Below are 21,284 nucleotides of genomic sequence, written 5' to 3'. Positions count from 1 at the left end.
AATGAAAAAAATTTTAAGTTTTGGTTTTCTACTTTTTTTTCTCTTCACGGCAGAAGGTTTTAAGCTCATAGCCGAAGAAAAATCGGCATGGGAGGGAACGGAATCGGGAGATTACCTTATCTATCAGGACCTTTCGTGGAAAGAACCGACATGGGCCGGCTTTTTATATTACAACGATAATACGATAGGCAGTTTTGTATACACTTCAAACGGAAGAACTGTTGCAAAAGTTCTATTTAGCGGGGAAATTTTAGACGGAGAATTCGTAATTACAGGCCAAAACAATATTTCGGGTATTAACACCGATCCGGCCTACACCTATGCGGTAAACTATCTTATGGAAATGCTTCCAAAACTCTACGCGTGGAAGTCTCAAAAATTAACTGAAAGCCTTGTAATAAAAACCGGTTCCAAAACGGTAGATGAAGAACAATTCGGAGGGGAAAGCGAGGTAAAATTCCAATCCTATATTCCCCTCTTTCATGTAAAAGAAATTTTAGATTCCAATAAGGAAAAAGCCTTTGAGTTGGTCGAAATGGGAAAAATCAAGGACGAAAAAACTTTTTTTGATTTTAAACCTCTCGAAGATGCTAAACCGCTTGAGTCCAAATTCGCTTTAAACTCCAAGGCAAAAAAAGAAACAAAAACCGTTGACGGAGTTAAACTTTCGTTGGACAGCCAATGGAAGCAGATAGCAGACAATACCTTTCTTATGGGAAATGAAGCTTTTTTAAATGTAAACACAATAGATCTAAAGACAAGGCCGGACATCAAAGGTAAAGAAGAAGATTTTTTAATAAAATACTTTTCGTCTTCGGGCAAGGCATCCAAAATTCTTGCAAAAAATACGGATATAAAAGGAACAAAACAAAAATTTAAAATCATAAACAGCGTCTATGATCTTGAAACAAAGAGCATCAAACACGATATTAAATTGGTAATAAAAAGAGAAAATTCAAAATATACTGTAGTAAGCTTGACCGTCGATAAATCTTCGTATCAAAAATACAAAGACTATTTTGACGGCTTATTTTAAAAATTTATGGAGGTGCAAAATGCAGCAAACTTTAATGGAATATGTAAAAGACATTTTACCTGAAATTGCAAAACACACGATGAAAAACCAGGCTGTTACGCCCGAAAATGTATTACAAAAGGGAAATCCCGCCCTGTCTAAAATTCTTGATGATATGGTAGACGATCTCGCCCTTGAAAATTCAGAATTCAGACACCCGGAACACTTGAAAGAATTTTTAGATGAGGTAAATAAGGGAAAAAAAGGCATAATACTTGCGGAGCACTACAGCAATATGGATTATCCGGCCTTTATAAATTTAATGAAAAAAACCGGTACTAAAGGAACGGAGCTTGCAGAAAAGTGCATCGCAATGGCCGGGCTAAAACTGGGAGAAGACAATCCCTACGTTGCAGCCTTCGCAAGTGCATATGACCGCATTTATATCTATCCCAGCCGTTCCATCAAATCGATTAAAGACCCTGAAGTTTTGGCAGAAGAATTAAAACGGAGCAAGATGATAAACCTTGCTTCAATGCGGGCACTTGAAAAAGCAAAAGAAGAAGGCCGGGTAATTCTTGTATATCCTGCAGGAACCCGATACCGCCCCGGAAAACCCGAAACAAAAAAAGGTGTAAAAGAAATAGATTCCTATATTAAAATGTCCGATATAATGCTCTTGGTTTCAAGCAACGGAAACTGCCTGCGTATTTCGGATTCGGGAGATATGACCGAGGATACTGTCTGGAAGGATAGACTCATCTTTGATGCAAGCCCCGTCATAAACTGTGAAGAATATAGAGAAAAAATAAAGGCAGAACATGGAGACCTTACAGGCATAGATAAAAAGCAGGCCGTAGTCGATCAGGTAATGGCAGACCTTGAAAAGATGCACGAAGCAAACGAAATCGGACGGCTAAAATAGAAAAGTTTTTATAGGAGGTGTGATAAACAGTTCGGCAGAAATTCAGCCTCACTGTTTATCTGCCGAGTTTGCCTTTCAGGCAAACATCGCATTATTGTATGCAGTTTGTAAACAAACTGCGTGAAAAAACTTTTTTCGCAAATTGATATTTGCTGCAAAAAGTTTTTATAGGGGAAGATTGTGACGCATACGTTTTATGTTGAAGTTCGAAGCTACGAGCTTGACGCTTATAATCATGTAAACAACTCGGTTTACCTAAACTATCTGGAACATGCCAGAATGCAGTTTTTAAAAAAAATAGGTTTTGATTATGTAGGGATGATTGAAGAAGGCTACATGCTCTATGTATCCCACATAGATATTAAATACAAACACTCTGCCAAACTTTACGATAAACTGGCCATTGAGGTTACTCACATAGATTTGGGTAAGGTTTCCGGAACCTTTTTGCAGGTTATAAAAAATGAAGAAGGTAAAGTCTGTGCTGAAGCAAAGGTAACCTGGGCCTGTGTGGACAGTACGGGACGGCCCGTTAAAATACCCGAAAAATACTTGGTTTCGGGGCTGGAGCCCGAGCTTCAGCCATAAAAAGTTAATTTTAGCTTATTTTTTATTGACTTAATTTCGCCACTGTATTATATTCTATTCCGTCTTAAAAAAATATGGAATTTTGGAGTTTATATGAAATCTATTTTAAAAACATGTTTATTTATTGCTCTTCTTTCATCGGTAAATCTCTTTGCGATGGGAGCAAAGGAAATTCCCGATAACGGCAAAAAAAATGTTGCCGTTACCTTCGATGCAATGAAAGAGTTGACTCAGGCAGTTGCAGGGGATAAGGTTAATATTTCGGTTATCATCCCGCCGGGAATGGAAGCTCACGACTTTGAACCCAAAGCTAAAGACCTTGCTTTTTTATCGAAGGCCGATATTTTAATCTATAACGGTCTGGGTATGGAGTTTTGGCTTGATGAAGCCGTAAAAGCGGTCAACAACAAAAAGCTGATTATGGTCGAGGCTAGCAGCGGAATTGAAGCAATCAAGGCCGGTCATCACAATCATGATGAACATGGAGAAGACTGCGACTGCGAAGCCTGTGCCGGACAGCACAAACACGGTAAGGGGCATGAACATTGCCATCACGGAGAATTCGATCCTCATACATGGCTCAGCCTCTCTTCTGCAAAAATTATGGTTAAAAATATTGAAAATGCTCTGACTACGGCTGACCCTGCAAATTCAAAAAGCTATAAAGAAAATGCAAGTAAATACATTGCCGAGCTTGACGAACTTTTAAAAGAATATATCGAGAAATTTTCTAAAGTAAAAAACAAGCACTTTGTAACGGGACACGCAGCCTTCGGATATCTTTGCAGAGATTTTGACTTGAAGCAAAATTCCGTAACCGATATCTTTAATGAAAACGAACCGAATCCGAAAGAACTTGCAAAACTTGTCGAATATTGCAGAGAGCACAATGTAAGGGTTATCTTTACGGAAGAAGCGGCAAGCCCCCTTGTTTCAAAAACACTTGCAACAGAGCTTGGAGCCAAGGTTGAAAAAATTTACACAATCGAAAGCCCTGAAGATAACAAAAGCTATCTTGAACGCATGAAAACAAATTTAATGCGCATATATGAAAATTTAAAATAAAAGGAACGGGCGGTCTTTTGTTTTTTTAAAGACCGCCCGGCTCTTTTTTTATGGGAGCCAGCTCTTTATTTTATGGGAGCCAGCTCTTTCTGTTGGAGAATAAATGAGACATTACTTTAAAAATATATTCCGAATTAAAAGTACCTTTGCCTTGATGTTTTTGTCTTTTTTCTGTATTTTTTTATCGGTATGTAGAATTTTTATAGCAGAAAACTATTTTTTACTTTTTTTGGTCTGGAACTTATTTTTGGCCTTTGTGCCATGGCTTATCTCTTCAACGCTATACCTATCAAAAAACAATAACAAAATAATTTTTATTATTTTTATGACTATCTGGCTTCTGTTTTTTCCCAATGCTCTTTATATTGTAACAGATTTTATCCATCTAAAAACGGCAGCTTCAACAATGCGCTGGTATGATTTAATCCTGTTGTTTTCTTACAGCTTTGCAGGCCTTTTTTACGGCTTCGTAAGTTTGGATTTTATCGAAGCCAAGATTCAAAAGCTTTTTAATATAAAATATCCGCAAATTTTTTCGATTTTTGCGATATATCTTTCAGCTTTCGGCATCTATCTGGGAAGATTTTTAAGGTGGAATTCATGGGATCTTGTAACGAATTTAAGTTCCGTTCTATCAGACCTTTTTTTGCCGATAAAGAATCCCTTTATACATGCAAGAACATGGGCATTTATTCTTTTACTGGGAACACTCTTTAACCTGCTTTATATATCGTACAAGAGCTTCGGCGAGAAAAAAAATTAAGTTTTTATGATTATTTTACTTGACAATTGCAATAATTATGTTAGAATTATATTAAGAGGGAGATGTGAGTATCCGTCTTAGGCGGTTCAAAGCACAACTCCCATAAGGGGCATGACTTCATGCCCCTTTTTAGTTTTTAATAAGCCTGCCTCGGATTAGACCTCAGTTTTTACACCTTATTTTTAATTCTTTAATTCGGCCAAATAAGCCAGCAAGAACTTCCATACACGTTCTACAGAGGCAATGTCCATGTGTTCGTTAGGAGTATGAACATCATACAAATTAGGCCCGAAACTTACAGCATCGACTTTAGGAAGGGTTTTCTTTAAAAGACCGCATTCAAGCCCTGCGTGTATTGCCGTAATAACGGGTTCTTTTTTGTTAAGCTTTTTGTAAACATTGACGGCAGCATCGCGTACAGGAGAATCGGGACTGTACTCCCAAGCGGGATACTCCGAAACCTTTTTGAATTCGGCCCCGCAGCGCTCGGCTTGGATTCTAAGTATGTCCACAATTTCATCCAAGGCACTCTTTACACTGCTTCGTACAGAGGTTGTAAATTTGATTCTTCCATCAATTTCTTCCAAAACTCCGTTATTTAAACTTGTTTGAACAAGGCCGGGAATTTCCATGCTCATATATTGAACACCATTGGGAATACTTGCCATAAAATCAATTAGATTTAGGGTAAGCTCTTTTGTAAACATTTGGCCTGAAGAATTCTGCGTTTCATTTGCCGTAACAGTTAAAAGTTTATCAACAGCTCTGTATTCGCCCTTAAAATCGGCAGCAAGTTTTTCAACAATCTTCAAAACGGCTTCCTTATTTTCAACCGCTATAACAGCATGGGCATCCTTTGCAATGGCATTGTGTTTTGAACCGCCTGAAATTTCTACTATATTGATTTTTTCGTTTTGCTTGATGTTATACAGAATTCTTCCCAAAAGTTTAATTGAGTTGGCTCTCTGCTTGTTTATTTCGATACCCGAATGTCCTCCGAGAAGACCTCCGACGGTGATTTTTAAGAATGTTCCCTTGGCCGGCTCTTTCTTTATATCAAAAAAAACATTAATATTGGATCCGCCTGCGCAGCTTACCAAAAAGACGCCTTCTTCTTCCGAATCTATATTTAAAAGGCGTGTTCCTTGCAGGTGTTCATCGGTAAGAGCCATAGCTCCGCCCATCCCCGTTTCCTCTTCAGTCGTAATTAAAACTTCGAGTGGCGGATGAGGAATATCCTTTGAGTCAAGGACGGTAAGAGCGTATGCGACTGCTATACCGTCATCTCCTCCAAGGGTTGTCTTATCGGCATAGAGCATTTCTCCCTTTACAACGAATTTAATAGGATCCTTTAAAAAATCATGGTTTGAGGAAGCATCCTTTTCACAAACCATATCCATGTGTCCCTGAATAATAACTGTCGGAGATTTTTCATAGCCGGCAGTTCCGGGCTTCTTTATGATAACGTTCATAGCCTTATCTTGATGTACTTCAAGATTTCTATCTTTTGCAAATTTTACAAGAAAATCGCTGATAGCTCTTTCGTTTCCCGAACCTCTCGGTACCTGAGAGATTTCGTAAAACCATTTAAAAACTTCTTTAGGTTCAGTGTTCTGCAACGGATTCATTATTGCCTCCAAATTATTTATTTTATAGGCTAGTAGTATATTATAAAATATAAAAAAAAACAATCAGGATAACCGGCATGACTATGAGTTTAATCGCATTTATATGGGATAGGTTGTGTATATTTCTTGAGGATTTTTTATCATATCATGCAAACGCTTTTCAATATGTTCCCAATTAAATTTTCCGACTATTAAGTTTACCGGCTCATGTATAAAGTCTATATCATTTTGAGTAAATAAGTCCAAATCAATACTTTTCCTGTGTCCAAGTCGTAATGCAATAGAAGTGCCGCCAACTAAAAAAAATTGATCCATTTGACTGTCTTGCATGAGCGTTCTTAACAATTCAAATGCAGTTTTCTCGACAGTGTTCTTTTGCAGCATAAAAAATCTTCCTTTTTTAAATCAAAAAGTAAACAAGACCAATTCAATTCTTTTGGGGAAAGGTGAGGAATTTGTACAACAATATTTTTTACCCTTTCAAAGCCGCCGTAAAGTTGAAACATTGCATAATAATCCTCAGGTCTGCCGTATTCCAAAACGCGGGCGACAACAATTTTTGACATTATATTCCAATCCCAATCGGGAGCTTTTGTATCATATTCCCAGAGAATTGACTGAGAAATTTGTTCTTTTTTGTGAGTTTCATAATCTGCAAAAAACATATCATACCTCCCAAGTTTTATTATAGCATATTTTTGTACATTTTTCCAATCTCCGCTTGCTTTATATTCTAGGATATGATATACTTTTGCAAGTTGTGAGGGCTAAAATGTTTTATCAAAAATACGGTAGTCAAATTTTTAGAAACAAAAAACAAACAACTTTCTTCCTATATATATATATATATATATATATATAACCGCAAACCGGCAGTTTATTTAAACATTCCAATAATTTTTATTTCACATACAACTGACTATACTCAAGCAAAGGAGAACCTTTATGGAAACAAGTACTATTATTGACGGCGGCACTTCTTTTGTAATCGATTCCGAAAAGAAAACAATTACGATTTATGTTAAAACGGCAGACGGCTCGAGCGTAAAAGCCGAGGGTTGCACTGAGACAGTAATTGAAAGTGGGACTGAATCAACTTTAAACATTAAATCTTCTCTAATAATTTTAAAAGGAAATATTATTGAATTTAACTGCGGAGGTGATCCTTATACCTATGGAAACCAAATTAAAAGTTTAAACGTGCAGGGCCTAAAAAACTTAGAAAAACTTAATTGCAGCGGTAATAGGCTTACCGAATTAAACATTGAAGGTTTAAATAATTTGAAAGAACTTGCGTGCCGATATAATCGGCTTTCAAGTTTGGACGTTGCCCATTTACCGGCTTTGGAATTTTTATGGTGCACTGCAAATTTGCTTACAGATTTAAACTTAACAGGAATGTCTTCCTTAAAGCGGCTTGGCTGTAACAACAATAAACTCGAAGTTTTAAACCTTGAAGGCTTGACTTCACTTGAACACCTTTGGTGCGGAAACAATTTATTGAATAAACTAAATTTAACTGATTTGAAAAGTTTAACCGGCTTAAATTGTGAAAAGAATAAACTTACAGAGCTGGACTTAACCGGATTAACGGCATTGGAGCATCTGTGGTGCAGTAAAAATTTGTTAACAAAACTTAATTTAACAAAAGCATTACATTTGCAAAGCCTTGATTGCAGTTCAAATATGCTTACCGAACTAAACACAGAAGAATTGAATGATTTACAATATTTAAATTCATCAGGTAACTGTTTGCCCATAGCCTAAAAAGCTCTAAGCCATAAATTAAAAGAATCTTTCATCCATTCGGCTACATCCATCCCGTAAACGGATTGTAAAATTTCTCTATTTAAAACCTCATCTTTTTTTCCTGAGGCTTGTATTATCCCGTCTTTTAAAAAAATAAGTTTATCTGCAAATTGAAGGGCTAGGTTTATATCGTGGAAGACTCCGATGACGGCTTTAGCTTCTTTTTTACAAATCTCTTTTAAAAAAAGAATAAGCTCGGTTTGAGCCTTTAAATCCAGATGATTTGTAGGTTCATCCAGTAAGATAAGTTCGGGTTCTTGGGCAAGAGTGCGGGCCAGATAAACACGCTGAAGCTGACCGCCTGAAAGTTCATCTATTTTCTTTTCACGCAAATTCCAAATGTCTACCGCCCTTAAAAATTTTTCTACATAGGCCCTGTCTTTTTTTGAGACGGAAAGAAAAGAGTTGCCCTCTCTGTGTGCATATCTTCCCATCATAACGGTATCATAGACGGAATATGAAAAATATATAGAAGAAACTTGACTTAAAACGGCTATTTTTTTTGCTATGTCCTTGCGTTTGATATTTTTTAAGTTTTGACCGTTTAAAAGAATTTCACCCGAATAGCCGATAAGACCGGCAAGAGTTTTTAAGAGGGTCGTTTTTCCGCAGCCGTTGGGACCCAAAACACAAAGGCTATCTCCTTTTAAAACCGAAAAGGAGATATCTTTTAAAACTGGAGTCTTTGAATATCCTGCATAAACCGATTTTACATTTATTAAAGGATAGTCCATAAAAGTTAAGCCCTCCTCCGTCCCTTAAAATAGACATAGCAAAAAAACGGAGCACCTGCAAGCGCAGTGATTGCACCCACCGGAAGCTCTTGGGGGGATAAAATAGTTCTTGCCGTCATATCGCATAAAACCATCGCAGTGCCTCCTATACAAAAGGACACAGGAACCACTATCTTATGCCTTGCACCGACGAGCTTGCGTACAATGTGCGGAGAAATCAAATCGATAAACCCGATTATGCCTACAAAGGAAATTACGGTTCCGGTAAGGGCCGATGCCAAAAACAAAAGACCCCATTTAACTTTTTTTGTATCTACACCCATAGTTTTAGCCTGCTCCTCGCCAAAGGTAAGCAAATCCATCTCATGTGAAAGACTTGTAAGAATCAAGGTTGCGGCAGCACAGATAGGCAATAACACGTTAAAGTTTTTTATATTTTGACTTGCAAAGCTTCCCATCTGCCAAAATATCAGGCGGGCCATTCCGTCCCTGTTAAGGGCGATTATGACGGTTATAATTCCGTTTATAAAAAGAGAAAAAACTATCCCTGTTAAAATAATCGTCGAGTTTTCAAAATTCCTATCAACCAAGGATGCAACTTTAACCGAGGCGTAGACTGTAAAAAGGCCTGCAAGAGTGCCGGCAAGAGGAAGAGTAAAAGCGGGTATTAAAGGAAGAGTGAATCCTGTCAAAATTACCAGAGCCGCTCCCAAGGCAGCCCCCGATGAAACGCCCATTGTATAAGAAGAAGCCAAGGGGTTCTTTAAGATGCTTTGCATTACGGCCCCGCTTACGGCAAGGGAACCGCCTGCCAAAAAAGCGACCAGAACCCTAGGCAGCCTCACGTTCCAAACTATTGCAACAAAGGTCGGTTCAATACATGAAATTTCTTTTTGAGCTATTTTTGAAAATATGATTTTGATAATATCTTGGGGCGGAACAAAGACCGAGCCTATTCCTATCCCCAAGATTAGAACAAGGATGCAGGCTGCAATCGAGCCTGCAAGCTTGAATTGAAGTTTCATTATTTATAGATTTCGGGATAGACGGCTTTAGCCATTTCTTTTAAGGCCTTTATAATGTTATGGTTAGGTCTTGAAGAAGAATTATTATCAATACCGAAAACCTTTTTGCCCTTTACGGCTTTAAGAGAAGCCCAGCCCGATCTGGCCATTATTTCATCAATCGGATTAGGTATATAGCTTACATTGGTCAAAATTACATCAGGATCCTTAGCCAAAACCATTTCATCCGAAACGGATACCCATGATTTTTGATCGGCAAGAATATTTTGAGCTCCGATAATTTCGATCATCTCATTGATAAAGGTTCCTGTTCCCAAGCTGTACATATAAGGAGCGGCCCCTATTTCAAAGTAAACGGTTTTCTTTTTATCTTGAGCAATAGAAGCACCCTTTTTTCGGACAGCTTCTATTTCCTTTTTCATGTTTGCAATAATTTTTGCTCCGTTTCCTTCCTGTTTTACGACGGCAGCTATGTATGCAATATCAAGATAAATGGCCTCGATACTCGAAGATGAAGGAATGTTGACAACACAGATACCGGCATCAATTAAGGGAGAAAAAGGAGTGTTACCTTTTGCATTTGACATCCCTGAGATAAAAACTACATCCGGTTTTAGGGCAATCAGTTTTTCTGCATCGGGCTTCATCATATCAAAATACGGAATATTCTGTTTTAAAAGCCCATCCTTTTGAGTATTGGTATCGGCGGCAATAATCTTGTCGGCTACCCCCAAATCAATAAGGATTTCTGTGGTAGACGGAGCCATCGAAACAATTCTTTCCACCTTTGCAGGTAAAGTAATCGGAGCACCTGCCCTATCCATCGTCAAATCAATCGAGGGAAGGCTTGCTTCTTTTGCTCCTCCAGCAAAAACCATTGTGCCTACTGCCAAAAACAGTGTCAGCACAAAGAAAATTTTTTTCAAGCTTTTCATAAACTTACTCCTAAAAAAGTTTTTAAAGGAAGCCTAAGCTTCCAAAAAAAGTTTTTAAGTGTGTGCAGCAAAACACACACTTAAGACAATACTATGAAAAAAGTTTTACTTCCTATTGGCTAAGGCAACGATTCTGTTCATCTCGTTATTGATGATCATGTAGCCTTCGTCAACGCCCATACCGGGTTTTGCAAGCTGCTGGGCGGCTCCGGCTGCAACGGAACAGTTTACGATAACCTCAGCCGAGCGGTTGGTTTCGTTACAAGTTCCTCCGCAATAAGCGCCTACACCCTTTTCTTTGCAGTAAAGGATAGCTTCGATCGTGTTGTTGATTCCGCCAAGGTCGGGGGTTTTAATCTGAATCATGTGGCCTGCACGGTTATCGGCAAAGTACTGAATGTCTTCGAGGGTATTGCACCATTCATCGGCAACAAGCTCTACCTTTACGCCGTTATCGTCAAGGCTCTTTGTGAGGGCTGCAAGCACCTGCATCTGCTTTTCTCTGTCGCCCATGTCCATCGGACCTTCGATTCTAAGTTTAAAGGGAGCCGCAGCAGCTTCCAATGTTTTAAGATAGGCTGTCATCTTGGGAACATCGTTATTTGTAAAGTCTCCGATTGTGCCGTATACGTCAATGTGGAAAATAGGATTGTAGCTCTTGCAAGTTCTCATAGTTTCGACCCTGTTTTTAAGCCACTTAACATATTCTAAAAGCTTTTCGCCGTTTTTACCGGTTTTTTCTTCAACATTGTTAAAAAGACCGTGGGGGAGAACTTCAGCCTGCTTTATAATCATCTTATCGGCATTTAAGTAGCGGTCATCGCCTGACTGAGTAAATATCGGAATTCTCTTTATTTGGCAGCCTGTTTTGTATTCTTTTACAACAACTTCGGCCATCGTTATGTGCTGGGACTTTGCAACGGCATCAAGAATAGCTTGAGATATGCCGTAGCGTAAAGCCGTGTGCATTCTTTTTCCGTTTACCTTGTGCTCCTCAAATGTCTTAGCCATTTCCCTAAAGTTTGTAATTTCTTTTCCTACAAAGAGGGGCTTTATATCTTTTTCAATTACGGGAATAAAGTCCTTTGCCAAAAAGAGGGGATCGCGTCCGCCTGCTCCGGAATACTGTACGGCAGCACAGTCTCCGTATGCAACCTGTCCGTCTTCGAGAATAAACATAACGGAAATAGCTTCGCCTGCCTGTCTGATTGAGGTAAAGCCCTCGGTTACGGGTTTTCCCGTATAAAAAAATCCGTCATGACCTGCACCCATCTTGATAGCCTTTTGGTCATCAAAATAGAAACCTGTTTTGCCTTCTGCGCAAACAACATCAACAATTTTCATCTTTTTCTCCTATGAAAACTTTTTGCATGAAACATCAGTTTCCGAAAAAAGTTTTTTCAAGCGGATTTGCTTTTGCAAACCCGCATACAATATACGACGTTTGCCTAAAAGGCAAACTCGAAGATAAACATGGAGGCTTGTATCTCAAGCCGGAATGTTTATCGAATCTCCTATAATTCTATCGTTTAGCCGGTCTTCCTACGAGAACACCGGAACTTACGGCATAAACATCATCAACCGACATTTGGAAATCAACCTCCCTCTTATCGGCCTTTGCCCTCTCTTCAAGTTTTCCCCTGTTAAAGTCAAGAATGTCCTTTGTAAAGGGCAGATTTCCCGGCATTAGATAGCGGATACATCCGTCATTGTCTCTGGCAGGCATTACCTTTCCGGCATTGTACTGGGAGGGTGCAAATGGAATGTCGATTACTCCGGCTTCAAAGGCCTTGATAGTGCCTTCAACCAAATCACCGCCTCCTATCTCATAAACTCTGTCCATAATACACTTTGTTTCTGCCTTGATAAGTTCAATCTCTTGAGCGAGAACCCTTGAATCGGGATAACGCTGTCCCTTCAAAAGGTTTAGAACCATCTTGGTAGCCTTGATACCTCCTGCATTTGCTTCTTTGGTAGGAATACCGAAAGCTTCATGCGGGGTTTTAACGATTACCTTTGTAGCTCCGGAAAGAGCGGCAGTGGTGCTTCCCAAGGAGATAAGACCATAGGCTCTGGACTCATCGGCAGGGAAGCCTCCCATCCATTGATGGAAAACCGTGGTGATGCACGTATCCTTGTAGCCGAATTTTTTCATATAGTCCTTTGTAATTTCTCTTAAAGAAATAACGGCTGCAACATCCTGCGTCATGTTTCCGCACATACCGTAACCTACGGTAATGCTCTTTACACCCTGCTCTGCGGCCAATAGGGCTTCGATAACGCCTACTGCAATAGCAACCGAAGGCGGAACAAGGGTTCCTGTAAGGGGACCGAATGGTTCTCTGTTAAGGTGAACTCCGTTTTCTTCATAGAATCCTACAAGGCGGTCGGCATATTGCCAACACATTATGCTGTGTTCAATTGAAACGGCCTTTGCATAGGGAACATTGTAGCTTATTCCTCCGCCTTCGTTAGAGGTATAACCTCCGGCATGAATGATCTCTGAAAGAAGACGGGCATCGGGGGTTCCGTGTCTTGCCTGTAAGGGAAGATTTACGGCTTCCAAAACCTGACGGCAGGGGCCTACACCCCAGTTTACGGCAGGGAAACCGTTCATAAGAGAGCGGCCTGCCTTTTTTGAAGCTTCAATACCGGCTTCCCCCTCTTCATATCGGTTTTGACGCGTATAAGCGTCAATTGTGCTGGGCAAAAAGTCGGCTCCGCCTTCATCCTGTAAAAACTGCAATAGATTAATGTGTTCATCCAAAAGGGGAACACCGGCACGAGGCTGGGCCGTAGTTATACCTTCTTTGTCCGCTTGTTCAAGTTTGATTGCAAAATTCTTTTCAGGCGGGATCTTCTTTAAATAATCGATAGACTCTTTTAAGTCAACATCCTTTCCCGTGGGCCATGTTTGGAGAATTTCTTCTCGCATCTCCATAAACTCCCCTTCGGGTATTTTTTTATTCTTCCATCTCATACTCTTGCTCCTAAAGTATAGTGCCTTATTGTATCACAAGGATGATATAGCTTCAAGAGGGAATACGGTTTTTATTGATTACCAATTAATTAATCGCTTCTACTTCTTCTTTTGTGAGACCGGTGACTTGCATTATTTTTTTTACAGAATCACCGAGCTGTTTTAATATCTTTGCCGTTTCAAGGGCTTTTTGGTAAGCCCCTTTATCAAGACCTTCTTGATAACCCACATGTTTCCAAGAGGCCTTGTCATGTTCGTATTTCATGCGGTTTTCATAAAGCCACTTCTCTTTTGGGCTCATTTCCATTAACTCAATAGTGGAATTTGCCTTCCGCATCATAGGGGATTCTTGTGCCAGCATATTACGTACCTCCTCATCATCGGTTTTAATAAATTTTAGCCAGTTGTAAAGTTTCTTTTTCTTTTCATCGGATTCTGTATTTTCATCCTGTTCTTTAACCTTGGCTAAGTTTAAAAAGTGGATTTCAAGCTCATCAGAAAGCCTATCGTTTATGTGCTTTTCGACTACATTGTACTCACTATGGATAAGCGAATTCAAATCAAAGCCTTCACCCACTATGTTTATTGTAATACATTTAGGTAGTTTTGTATATACTTCACTTGCTTTTAAATTTTCCGTATACATTTTAGCCCAGTAAAAGATGGTTCGTTGGATAAACTCGCTGTTCCATCTGTTTTGAATTTCGATGTCGATAATTGTGTTGTTTTTTAAGCGTAATTTTACATCTAAGACTCCGGTTTTATCACTTATCGAATCCTTATGAAACTCCTTATCCAAAAGTTCCAAACCTGCAATAGTTTCAGGAGGAATGTCCAGTATGCATTCTAACAAGTCCTGTAGTACGTCCTTGTTTTCCTCAGTGCCGAAGACTCTTTTAAAAGCATAGTCGTTGCGAAGGGTTATTTTAAACAATTGCTTCATATCAAACTCCATGACAAATTATTTAAAAGAAGAAAAACTTTTCCTCTTTCATAATTATTGTATGAAAAGTTTGCAACAGATAGTAAAAATTTTAAAAAGAAGTAATTTTTTTTGATAATTTAACCGCAAGGGGACGCAAAGTGTTGAGCTTACGCTCAACTCCGCAAAGGAATTTTTTAAAACTGCATCGATTACAAAAATCTTTTTATAATTTACTATTTTTTTCAAATATTTTCTATAAATATAATGGGGAGGGAAAATATGAAAAAATTAGGAGAACACAAATGATAAAAAAATTTGAAGATTTGACATTTACGGACGATTTTATGTTTTGTAAGGTCATGCAAAATCCGGATTTATGCAAAAGACTTATTGAAATGATATTATTTGATACAATAGGTAAAATTACATATATCTCGGTACAGCATAATATTAAAACCTATGAACAGGCAAAATCAGTAAGGTTTGATGTTCTGGTACAAGCAGAAAACGGTAAATTCTACGATGTTGAAATGCAGGTAAGTAACGAGAAGAATATACCAAAAAGAATGAGATTTTACCAAGCTGCTATAGACATTTCATTCTTGGATAAGGGCAATTCCTATAACAATTTAAACGACAGTTTTATAATTTTTATTTGTACTTTTGATGCTATCGGGAAAAATAAGCCCATTTACACCTTTGAAAATATCTGTATTGAAGATAAAAACATATCTTTACAAGATGGAACAAAAAAGGTTATAATAAATGCGGAAGCCTTTAAGGACACTAAAAACAAAGAATTAAAGGAATTTTTAGAATACCTTAAAACGGGTAAGGCAAAAAGTGAATTTACAAGGAGGATAGAAGAAATGATACAAACAGTAAAAAATAACGAACAAGCAAGACAAGAATACAGGTTAATGTCTACTTTTGAGATGGATATTAAAGACAAAGCCAAGAGGGAAACAGCAAAAATCTTAAAACAATTAGGTGATTCAATACAGAAAATTATGCAAGTGACAGGACTTCCCGAAGCTGAGATTGAAAAACTGTAAATTAGGGGAGGTATAGCCAGCGGAGCTTCAAGGCGTACAGCCGGCGAAGCTTCAAGGCTAAGACACTTTTTCGGAAGAAAGCTTCTTGACCTTGAAACTCCGTTGGTTGTTACCCTCCCCTAGAGCCCGACGCGGCACCAAATAAGATTCATACCGTTTTTAGCCAAAAAATTTTCGAGCCTCTAAAGCGGCTGGCATAGTGTAGGTCACTCTTCTTTTCAAAAATTTACTGCACCACACCACACATTTTGCCTGTTCGGTTTCACTGCTTCGGGCGGCTTACGCTGCGCCCTCAGCTGCTCAACCTCATAGGCAAAATGTGTGAACTCTAAGGCCAGCAAGCCAGGCGGAAGCCAAGATCGTAGTCCCCGTAGTCAGGACTGCGGCTGCCCCGTGGGCCTACAGTGCAGTCGCACGCGCTGTTGCTCCAGCTGCCGCCGCGTTTAACACGGTAAGAGCCTGACGCGGCACCTTGAGGATCGATAACAATACCGCCTTGCTCATAAGCAGCATCGTTTGATGCAGGATTATTATTCCACCAATCAAAACACCATTCCCAGACATTCCCGCTCATGTCGTATAAACCTAGAGCATTTGCATCCTTGCCGCCAACCGCAGCCGTCTTAGTTGTAGCAGGGTTTTGTCCTACCCAATTGGTTCCATTCCACCAAGAGCCAAACACGGCCACCCTGTTAAGCTCATCCCTTAAACTCTCCCAGCTCTCGCCTTCGGGCAAGGGAAGGCCGGAAAAACCTATAGGCTTTTTCATCCCGCTTCCGCTCCAAAGCTTTGTCAAATATACGTCTCCGTACTTGTCGGCATTGGTGCTATCGCTTCCCTGCCGGCGGGCCGCATATTCCCATTCCGCTTCGGTAGGAAGGCGATAGCCTTTTTTACTCATATCGGCATAGGCTGCATCACAATAAGCTGCTACCGTTGCATCTTTTAATACGGTAGAATCGCTATCGCTTTTGCGGTATACGCATTGCTCATCGGAGCCCTTCGTCATTTCCGTATACGCATTACACCACACAATGCAGTCCCTCCAAGAAATCATCGTTACAGGCTCGGTTTTGCCTGTTTCTGTAGGGGCTGCTCCGTCTGTTCCGTGATTGCCTTCTCTTCCCCTGTTTGCAAAGGTGTAGCCTTTATTTTCTGCCCATGTCAGTACCTTGTGCCATAACTCGTATGTTACCTCTGTTTTGCCGATCATATAGGGACTCAGTTTTACCGTGCGCCCTGCAATAACTACGCCTTTCCCAGTTCCGGGTAAGGCGTAGTTAGGGGCAACGCCTACGATGCCGTTTGCAGGAGGTGTGACAAGAACAAAATCGGAACTTTGAGAATTCCAATTTCCGGCATCTTCACTCCCCGAATCTTTGTCCAGCATGTTTTTAAAAAACGGGTTTTTACAAGCAGAAACCGATACAAAAAGTATCGCCAAAAATAAAACAAAAATTTTTTTCATATTCTAAATCCTCCGCTGATTCCTATTGCCCAGATTACGGGATAGCCGCCTCTTAGATAGGGTTCGATAAAAAAGTTATTTATTGTAAAGCGGTAACCGAATGCGGCTTCGCCGAGGGCATACATAAAAAGTTTTGAAGGCTCTCTTTTTCCTTTTAGGCCGAAAACGGCACCGCCTTCCAATTGGATAAAAAAGCCCGAATCCCGTTCTTTTATCTTTGAAAAATCATAAAAGTTCCAACGGAATAATAGGGCGGCATCAAAAATATGGTGTTTTTTAAAGTCATTGGAATAAAGAGTCCTGGCTCCCAAGGATAAGTACCCTATTTTGAGTTTTAAAGGAAGCATAAAAAGGGTGTAAAGTCCCGTGCCCATTGCACAAGCTTCAGGCGAATTCATATTTGCCTCGGCTAAGAGCCCTAAGGACCAGTTAAAAATTTTTTTATCCCTATCGGCAAGGGAGATTCCCATTGAAGGTTTAGCCGAAACCTCATTCTCTTTTGCCTTAGATGCTTTTTTAAGTTCTTTTTTAGGTACAACCCTTTTAGGCTCTTCCTTTTTAAGTTCTTTTTTAGGTTCCGTGTTTTCAGTCTCTTGTTTAGGCTTTTCAAGCTCGGCAGTTTCCGTTTTAGAAAGCTCCGCCTGTGCTTTAGCAGGCTGTCCCAAAGGGACTTTTAGTTTTTGAACCGCAAGAGTTCCCGCAACTACCAGCCCAAAAAAAATGAGAATCAATACACCTATCTTCCAATAATTTTTCTCCACAACGTGTAGTATAGCACATAAATGAAAAAATTGTCAAATCGCACTTTTCACTTTTACTTTTGTTCTTCATCCTTCATGCTTTTTTCAATTTGTTTTACATAGTCTTCTCCCCAGTAATCACAGAGGATTGCGTAGGCTTCGGCTTGGAGACTGCCGGTAAAATCTTTGTTCATTTTGGTTATGTTTTTTTTAAGTTGGTTATTGCAGGCGATGCGTAATTCATCTATATATTTTTCATCAATGGGATGTTCCTGAATATAGGAAAAAATAAGGGTAAAGACAGAGGAACCGGAGCATATTTTTTCCCAGCGGTCAAGGCTTGTAACCTGACGGACTGAAGATATACCCGTATCGTTAATATAATTATATACAAAAGAATCGATGCCGTAGTACGAGGGCTTTTTTAAAAGCACAAAAAAATACAACAAGAGGTCTTCGGACATAATACAAAAAATATTGGGAAGTTCGGCATATACCTCTTGTAAAAGGCTGGTACGAAATAGTTTAGCACATAAAAAACCTGAGTGTTCTTTTTTAATTAAAAAATTTTCAAGAACTTCGTTTCCCGAAAGAAAACCCGAATGTATCGACTGCACGCTTTTTGAAAAAGCGTCGAATCTTTCCGCATTTTTTTTATCTGCCGTATCGAACTGAGGAACTGACAGCCGCATTTTGCCGTGAATAATATCGGCTGCATCGGAAAGATTTCCGTTGCCGGAAGCAAGCAGTCCATTATAAAAGACCAAAAGAGAATCGCTGGGCAGGGTATCGTCCGGGTCAGCAAAGAAAATGTAGGAACCGGAAGCGGCATTTGCCGCCGTTCTGCGAGCTTCAAAAAGTCCCAGATTTTTGCGGTGTTCCAAAAGAGTCAGAGTAATACCGAGGTTTTTAAACTTTTTTTTATAGGGTTTAAGGATTTTAGGTAAAGCATCACCGCCAGGACTTCCATCATTTACGATGAGCACTTCTATGGGCAAGGTATCTTTATTATGTGAAAAAAAGCCGCTCTTTTGAACAGAATTTTTAAGCAATAGGTTCTGAGCTAAAACACTATCCAAAAAAGCAGGCAAAAAGCTTTCCATTCCGTAAACCGGAACGGAAAGACTTATAATAGGCCTATTCAATTGTCCAGATGAATGAGTTGCCGGAATAGACCAATTGTTTTGAGAGATTGATTCTAGTTTGAGTAACCGTTTCATCAGGATGAGCCCAGTTTCCTATATCAAATACAAACACCTTATTTTTATTTCTGGGAGTCGTTTCCTTACCGTAATAGCCGTCGGAAGCTATAACGAGTTTCTTTGGCTTAACTGCAATAAAGCGGTAGGGGGCGAATTCTCCAGACGTTGCAGGCCTAAGACCGTCGTTTTTATACAATACAACAACATAAGAACCAAGGGATTTGGTATTCCCGATTTTAAGCAGTTTACCGCCTATAAACACCTCTGTTGCCTTGGAGAAAAAGCCCTCTATATATCCCTTTTGGTTAGTTGTAAGACCGTATAATACGCCGTCTGAAATATAGAGAGCATTGAGGTCTTCATTGATGTATGCGTTTGCCTGTTCCGGTGTCCAATGAAGAAGAGGAACATTAGGATAGTTTGTCAATGTTTCATCAATAACGGTTACGGTTTCAGCAGCACTAATACTTGCCGGAGAGCCAAGCGGTTGATGTGCATATTTTTTAACCGTAATCTTGTATTTTTCATTGTGAGTATCCTTATCTGTTACGGTTTTTACCGCAACAAAAATGCCGTCCTTATTTGCCGTCATTGCAGTAACGGTATCATTTTGGTCTAAATCATTGAGTGTTATGTTCCTTAGTTGGGAAGCATGATCAAAATCATCGGTATACCATGCAAGCCGCCCTATGTTGTGATCATATCCGGACTCAAAATAGTAAAACAAAATTGTTTTTCCTGCATCGGCAGCAATGGAAGAAACGGAAACCGCCATAGCTTCCGGTTTATTAGATATGACCTTTTCTCCGTCGATCTCATAGCTTCCGTCATCTTTTAATACATATCGGTATAATTTTTCATCGCTGTTGTCTTTGCCCGAAACATAGAAGTTTCCTGCGCTGTCATAACAAAATACATCGCTATATAAAACACCGGTGGGGTTGTAGACGCTGGAAGTTATAAACGGATTAGCCCCTGACAAGTTCTCATCACCTTTTTCTACCTGATAGTAATTCATCCCACTTCTTGAGGAGCCGTCATATAAAGATTCCCACACCACAGTCTTCGTATTGGGCGTTCGCCATTCTTTCCATTCGTTATACCACTTTGCAGTTCTTTCATCCGAAAAACTCAAAGTATTTGTTGCGATATTAAGAGCTGCGATGCGGTTGCGGTTTTTAACGATACGGGTACCCGCAGGAGTATCGGCTGCATCAAAACCGTCATCGGCTATGTAGATGTTTTCTTCATCAAAGCCGATTACTTTTACAGCCCCGTAAAAGTTTTTGGAGTAGTCGTAGTTTTTTAATAAGCTGTCTTCAAAGCTGACGCTGTTTGAAAAACCGATTTTTACAGGAGGAGCAGTCAAATTGTTTATATTATAACGTGCAATCCCGCCTAAAGAGTAAAGGTTAGGATCACTTGAACCCACACTTTCATTCTTTGTAGTAAAAAGCACATATACATAATCGCCGCGGATAAAAAAATCGTTTACTTTAGATTCTTTGCAGCCTGTAATGTCAATATGATCCTTAATTTCTTCGGGTCCTGAAGAAGAGGATCCATCCAGATTTTTGGCCTCTATTTTTAAAGGGTTAATAGGACCATCCCTCAGTAACCACGCAACCCGATTGTTGTCTATTGCCGCTGCACCTTGATAATGCTCTAGATTCGCTATAGCAGCAGGGGAAAGACTTAAATTCTCCTTTATTTCATGAACACCTCCGGAACCATTAATACCGTACATTTTCCCCGTTGTATAATCGTTTGCAAAACAAGAAATCGACCGCGGGTCATAGTCAAGAAGTTCACCCTCACTCGTATAGCGATAGATATAAGCGTTGAACTCATTAACACTAATATAAAGCCGTCCCAGGCTGTCGCGGCCAAAGCTGTACTCTGATTGCGATTGTTTAGCATTAACTTTTTTCCCGCTCATGTAGAAGGTTAAGTCATATACACCGCTATTTTCTGTCTGTGTAAACAAAAGATTTTTTAAACCTGAAATGTTTTTGTTTAAGCGAACTGTTACCTTATTTTGACCTGAAACTACAGTGTGGGATGCTCTCCCCGACCATTGACCTGATGGGTTAATTGCCGTAACTATTATCTCTATCTTTTCACCGATAGGTACAAGCTCAACCAGTGACTTGGGTTCTTCGGCACCTAGTTCTCTTGTTATCGTGTAGCCGTCTTCTCTGATTATATTGATTTTCATAGGAGAAGACGAAAGAACGGGAAGCCCGTTAGCATCCAAGGCTCTGGCACCGTCGGGCATGGTTCCGTCAAAGCTCAAAACAAGCTCTCCGTATTCTTCTTTTAAAAACAAATTACAGGATGACATCATCAAAACAAGTATCATCAAAATAAAAATTAATGTCTTTTTCATAAAAACCTCCCAAAACAAAGGTCAATTTTTGAATATAA

Annotated in this window: 20 protein-coding genes; 7 read left to right on the top strand and 13 right to left on the bottom strand. The window is 39.5% G+C overall.

Annotated features, from left to right (window positions below):
* Window position 1: 1 nt before the first annotated feature.
* The 5 genes from HYB91_RS02600 to HYB91_RS02580 all read left to right on the top strand — a co-directional run bounded on the left by HYB91_RS02600 (window position 2) and on the right by HYB91_RS02580 (window position 4,356).
* The gene (locus tag HYB91_RS02600) at window positions 2–1,036 is read left to right on the top strand and encodes a DUF7954 domain-containing protein (RefSeq protein ID WP_253719608.1); all 1,035 of its coding nucleotides are present in this window, start codon (window positions 2–4) and stop codon (window positions 1,034–1,036) included.
* Window positions 1,037–1,055: 19 nt separating this feature from the next.
* Entirely contained in the window at window positions 1,056–1,940 is an 885-nt protein-coding gene (locus HYB91_RS02595) for a 1-acyl-sn-glycerol-3-phosphate acyltransferase (protein WP_253719607.1), read from the top strand.
* Between the two features lie 180 nt (window positions 1,941–2,120).
* Complete coding sequence (locus HYB91_RS02590; protein WP_253690727.1) at window positions 2,121–2,528, top strand: acyl-CoA thioesterase; 408 nt, start codon at window positions 2,121–2,123, stop codon at window positions 2,526–2,528.
* A 93-nt stretch (window positions 2,529–2,621) separates the two neighbouring features.
* On the top strand, window positions 2,622–3,593 hold the full coding sequence (locus tag HYB91_RS02585; RefSeq protein ID WP_253719606.1) for a metal ABC transporter substrate-binding protein: 972 nt from the start codon (window positions 2,622–2,624) through the stop codon (window positions 3,591–3,593).
* 103 nt (window positions 3,594–3,696) lie between these two features.
* On the top strand, window positions 3,697–4,356 hold the full coding sequence (locus HYB91_RS02580) for a DUF1361 domain-containing protein (protein WP_002691014.1): 660 nt from the start codon (window positions 3,697–3,699) through the stop codon (window positions 4,354–4,356).
* A gap of 182 nt (window positions 4,357–4,538) precedes the next feature.
* On the opposite strand, the gene HYB91_RS02575 is transcribed toward HYB91_RS02580, so the two are convergent.
* The 3 genes from HYB91_RS02575 to HYB91_RS02565 form a co-directional block, all read right to left on the bottom strand.
* On the bottom strand, window positions 4,539–5,984 hold the full coding sequence (locus tag HYB91_RS02575) for an aminoacyl-histidine dipeptidase (RefSeq protein ID WP_253719605.1): 1,446 nt from the start codon (window positions 5,982–5,984) through the stop codon (window positions 4,539–4,541).
* Between the two features lie 99 nt (window positions 5,985–6,083).
* On the bottom strand, window positions 6,084–6,314 hold the full coding sequence (locus tag HYB91_RS02570) for a nucleotidyl transferase AbiEii/AbiGii toxin family protein (RefSeq protein WP_253719604.1): 231 nt from the start codon (window positions 6,312–6,314) through the stop codon (window positions 6,084–6,086).
* Window positions 6,315–6,322: 8 nt separating this feature from the next.
* On the bottom strand, window positions 6,323–6,649 hold the full coding sequence (locus tag HYB91_RS02565) for a DUF6922 domain-containing protein (protein WP_002674450.1): 327 nt from the start codon (window positions 6,647–6,649) through the stop codon (window positions 6,323–6,325).
* A 280-nt stretch (window positions 6,650–6,929) separates the two neighbouring features.
* Here HYB91_RS02565 and HYB91_RS02560 point away from each other — a divergent pair, with 280 nt between their 5' ends.
* On the top strand, window positions 6,930–7,751 hold the full coding sequence (locus tag HYB91_RS02560; protein ID WP_002674449.1) for a leucine-rich repeat domain-containing protein: 822 nt from the start codon (window positions 6,930–6,932) through the stop codon (window positions 7,749–7,751).
* Here HYB91_RS02560 and HYB91_RS02555 read toward each other — a convergent pair.
* The 6 genes from HYB91_RS02555 to HYB91_RS02530 all read right to left on the bottom strand — a co-directional run bounded on the left by HYB91_RS02555 (window position 7,748) and on the right by HYB91_RS02530 (window position 14,410).
* On the bottom strand, window positions 7,748–8,527 hold the full coding sequence (locus tag HYB91_RS02555; protein WP_002675669.1) for an ABC transporter ATP-binding protein: 780 nt from the start codon (window positions 8,525–8,527) through the stop codon (window positions 7,748–7,750). The genes HYB91_RS02560 and HYB91_RS02555 overlap by 4 nt on opposite strands.
* Before the next feature lie 5 nt (window positions 8,528–8,532).
* A complete protein-coding gene (locus HYB91_RS02550) occupies window positions 8,533–9,552 on the bottom strand; it encodes a FecCD family ABC transporter permease (protein ID WP_002675670.1) in 1,020 nt (339 codons plus the stop codon).
* Window positions 9,552–10,487 carry an ABC transporter substrate-binding protein gene (locus HYB91_RS02545; RefSeq protein ID WP_002675671.1) on the bottom strand — a complete coding sequence of 312 codons (936 nt, stop codon included), beginning with the start codon at window positions 10,485–10,487 and terminating at the stop codon, window positions 9,552–9,554. Before HYB91_RS02545 ends, HYB91_RS02550 begins: the two co-directional genes overlap by 1 nt.
* A 105-nt stretch (window positions 10,488–10,592) precedes the next feature.
* Window positions 10,593–11,831, bottom strand: coding sequence for a methylaspartate ammonia-lyase (locus tag HYB91_RS02540; RefSeq protein WP_002675672.1), 1,239 nt, complete (start codon window positions 11,829–11,831; stop codon window positions 10,593–10,595).
* 178 nt (window positions 11,832–12,009) lie between these two features.
* Window positions 12,010–13,467, bottom strand: coding sequence for a methylaspartate mutase subunit E (locus tag HYB91_RS02535; protein ID WP_002674441.1), 1,458 nt, complete (start codon window positions 13,465–13,467; stop codon window positions 12,010–12,012).
* A gap of 85 nt (window positions 13,468–13,552) precedes the next feature.
* The gene (locus HYB91_RS02530; protein WP_002675675.1) at window positions 13,553–14,410 is read right to left on the bottom strand and encodes an Rpn family recombination-promoting nuclease/putative transposase; all 858 of its coding nucleotides are present in this window, start codon (window positions 14,408–14,410) and stop codon (window positions 13,553–13,555) included.
* A 284-nt stretch (window positions 14,411–14,694) separates the two neighbouring features.
* Between HYB91_RS02530 and HYB91_RS02525 the strand changes: the two genes are divergently transcribed.
* Window positions 14,695–15,447 (top strand): Rpn family recombination-promoting nuclease/putative transposase, encoded by a 753-nt coding sequence (locus HYB91_RS02525; protein ID WP_002675676.1) that lies wholly within the window; start codon window positions 14,695–14,697, stop codon window positions 15,445–15,447.
* 328 nt (window positions 15,448–15,775) lie between these two features.
* Here HYB91_RS02525 and HYB91_RS02520 read toward each other — a convergent pair whose 3' ends face one another.
* From HYB91_RS02520 to HYB91_RS02505, 4 genes are read right to left on the bottom strand one after another with little or no spacing between them, the layout of a single operon-like run.
* Window positions 15,776–16,915: a formylglycine-generating enzyme family protein gene (locus HYB91_RS02520; protein ID WP_002675679.1), complete on the bottom strand. Its 1,140-nt coding sequence runs from the start codon at window positions 16,913–16,915 to the stop codon at window positions 15,776–15,778.
* Window positions 16,912–17,676 (bottom strand): hypothetical protein, encoded by a 765-nt coding sequence (locus HYB91_RS02515; protein WP_253719603.1) that lies wholly within the window; start codon window positions 17,674–17,676, stop codon window positions 16,912–16,914. The genes HYB91_RS02520 and HYB91_RS02515 overlap by 4 nt, the downstream gene beginning before the upstream one ends.
* A gap of 53 nt (window positions 17,677–17,729) precedes the next feature.
* A complete protein-coding gene (locus HYB91_RS02510; RefSeq protein WP_196218684.1) occupies window positions 17,730–18,800 on the bottom strand; it encodes a glycosyltransferase family 2 protein in 1,071 nt (356 codons plus the stop codon).
* Window positions 18,793–21,246 (bottom strand): hypothetical protein, encoded by a 2,454-nt coding sequence (locus HYB91_RS02505; protein ID WP_002675684.1) that lies wholly within the window; start codon window positions 21,244–21,246, stop codon window positions 18,793–18,795. Before HYB91_RS02505 ends, HYB91_RS02510 begins: the two co-directional genes overlap by 8 nt.
* Window positions 21,247–21,284 lie beyond the last annotated feature (38 nt).

The sequence above is a fragment of the Treponema sp. B152 genome (genome assembly GCF_024181665.1).
Classification (GTDB): domain Bacteria; phylum Spirochaetota; class Spirochaetia; order Treponematales; family Treponemataceae; genus Treponema_B; species Treponema_B denticola.
The sequence above is the reverse complement of the archived record's forward strand: the minus strand, read 5'-3'. Positions and strand labels throughout refer to the sequence as shown.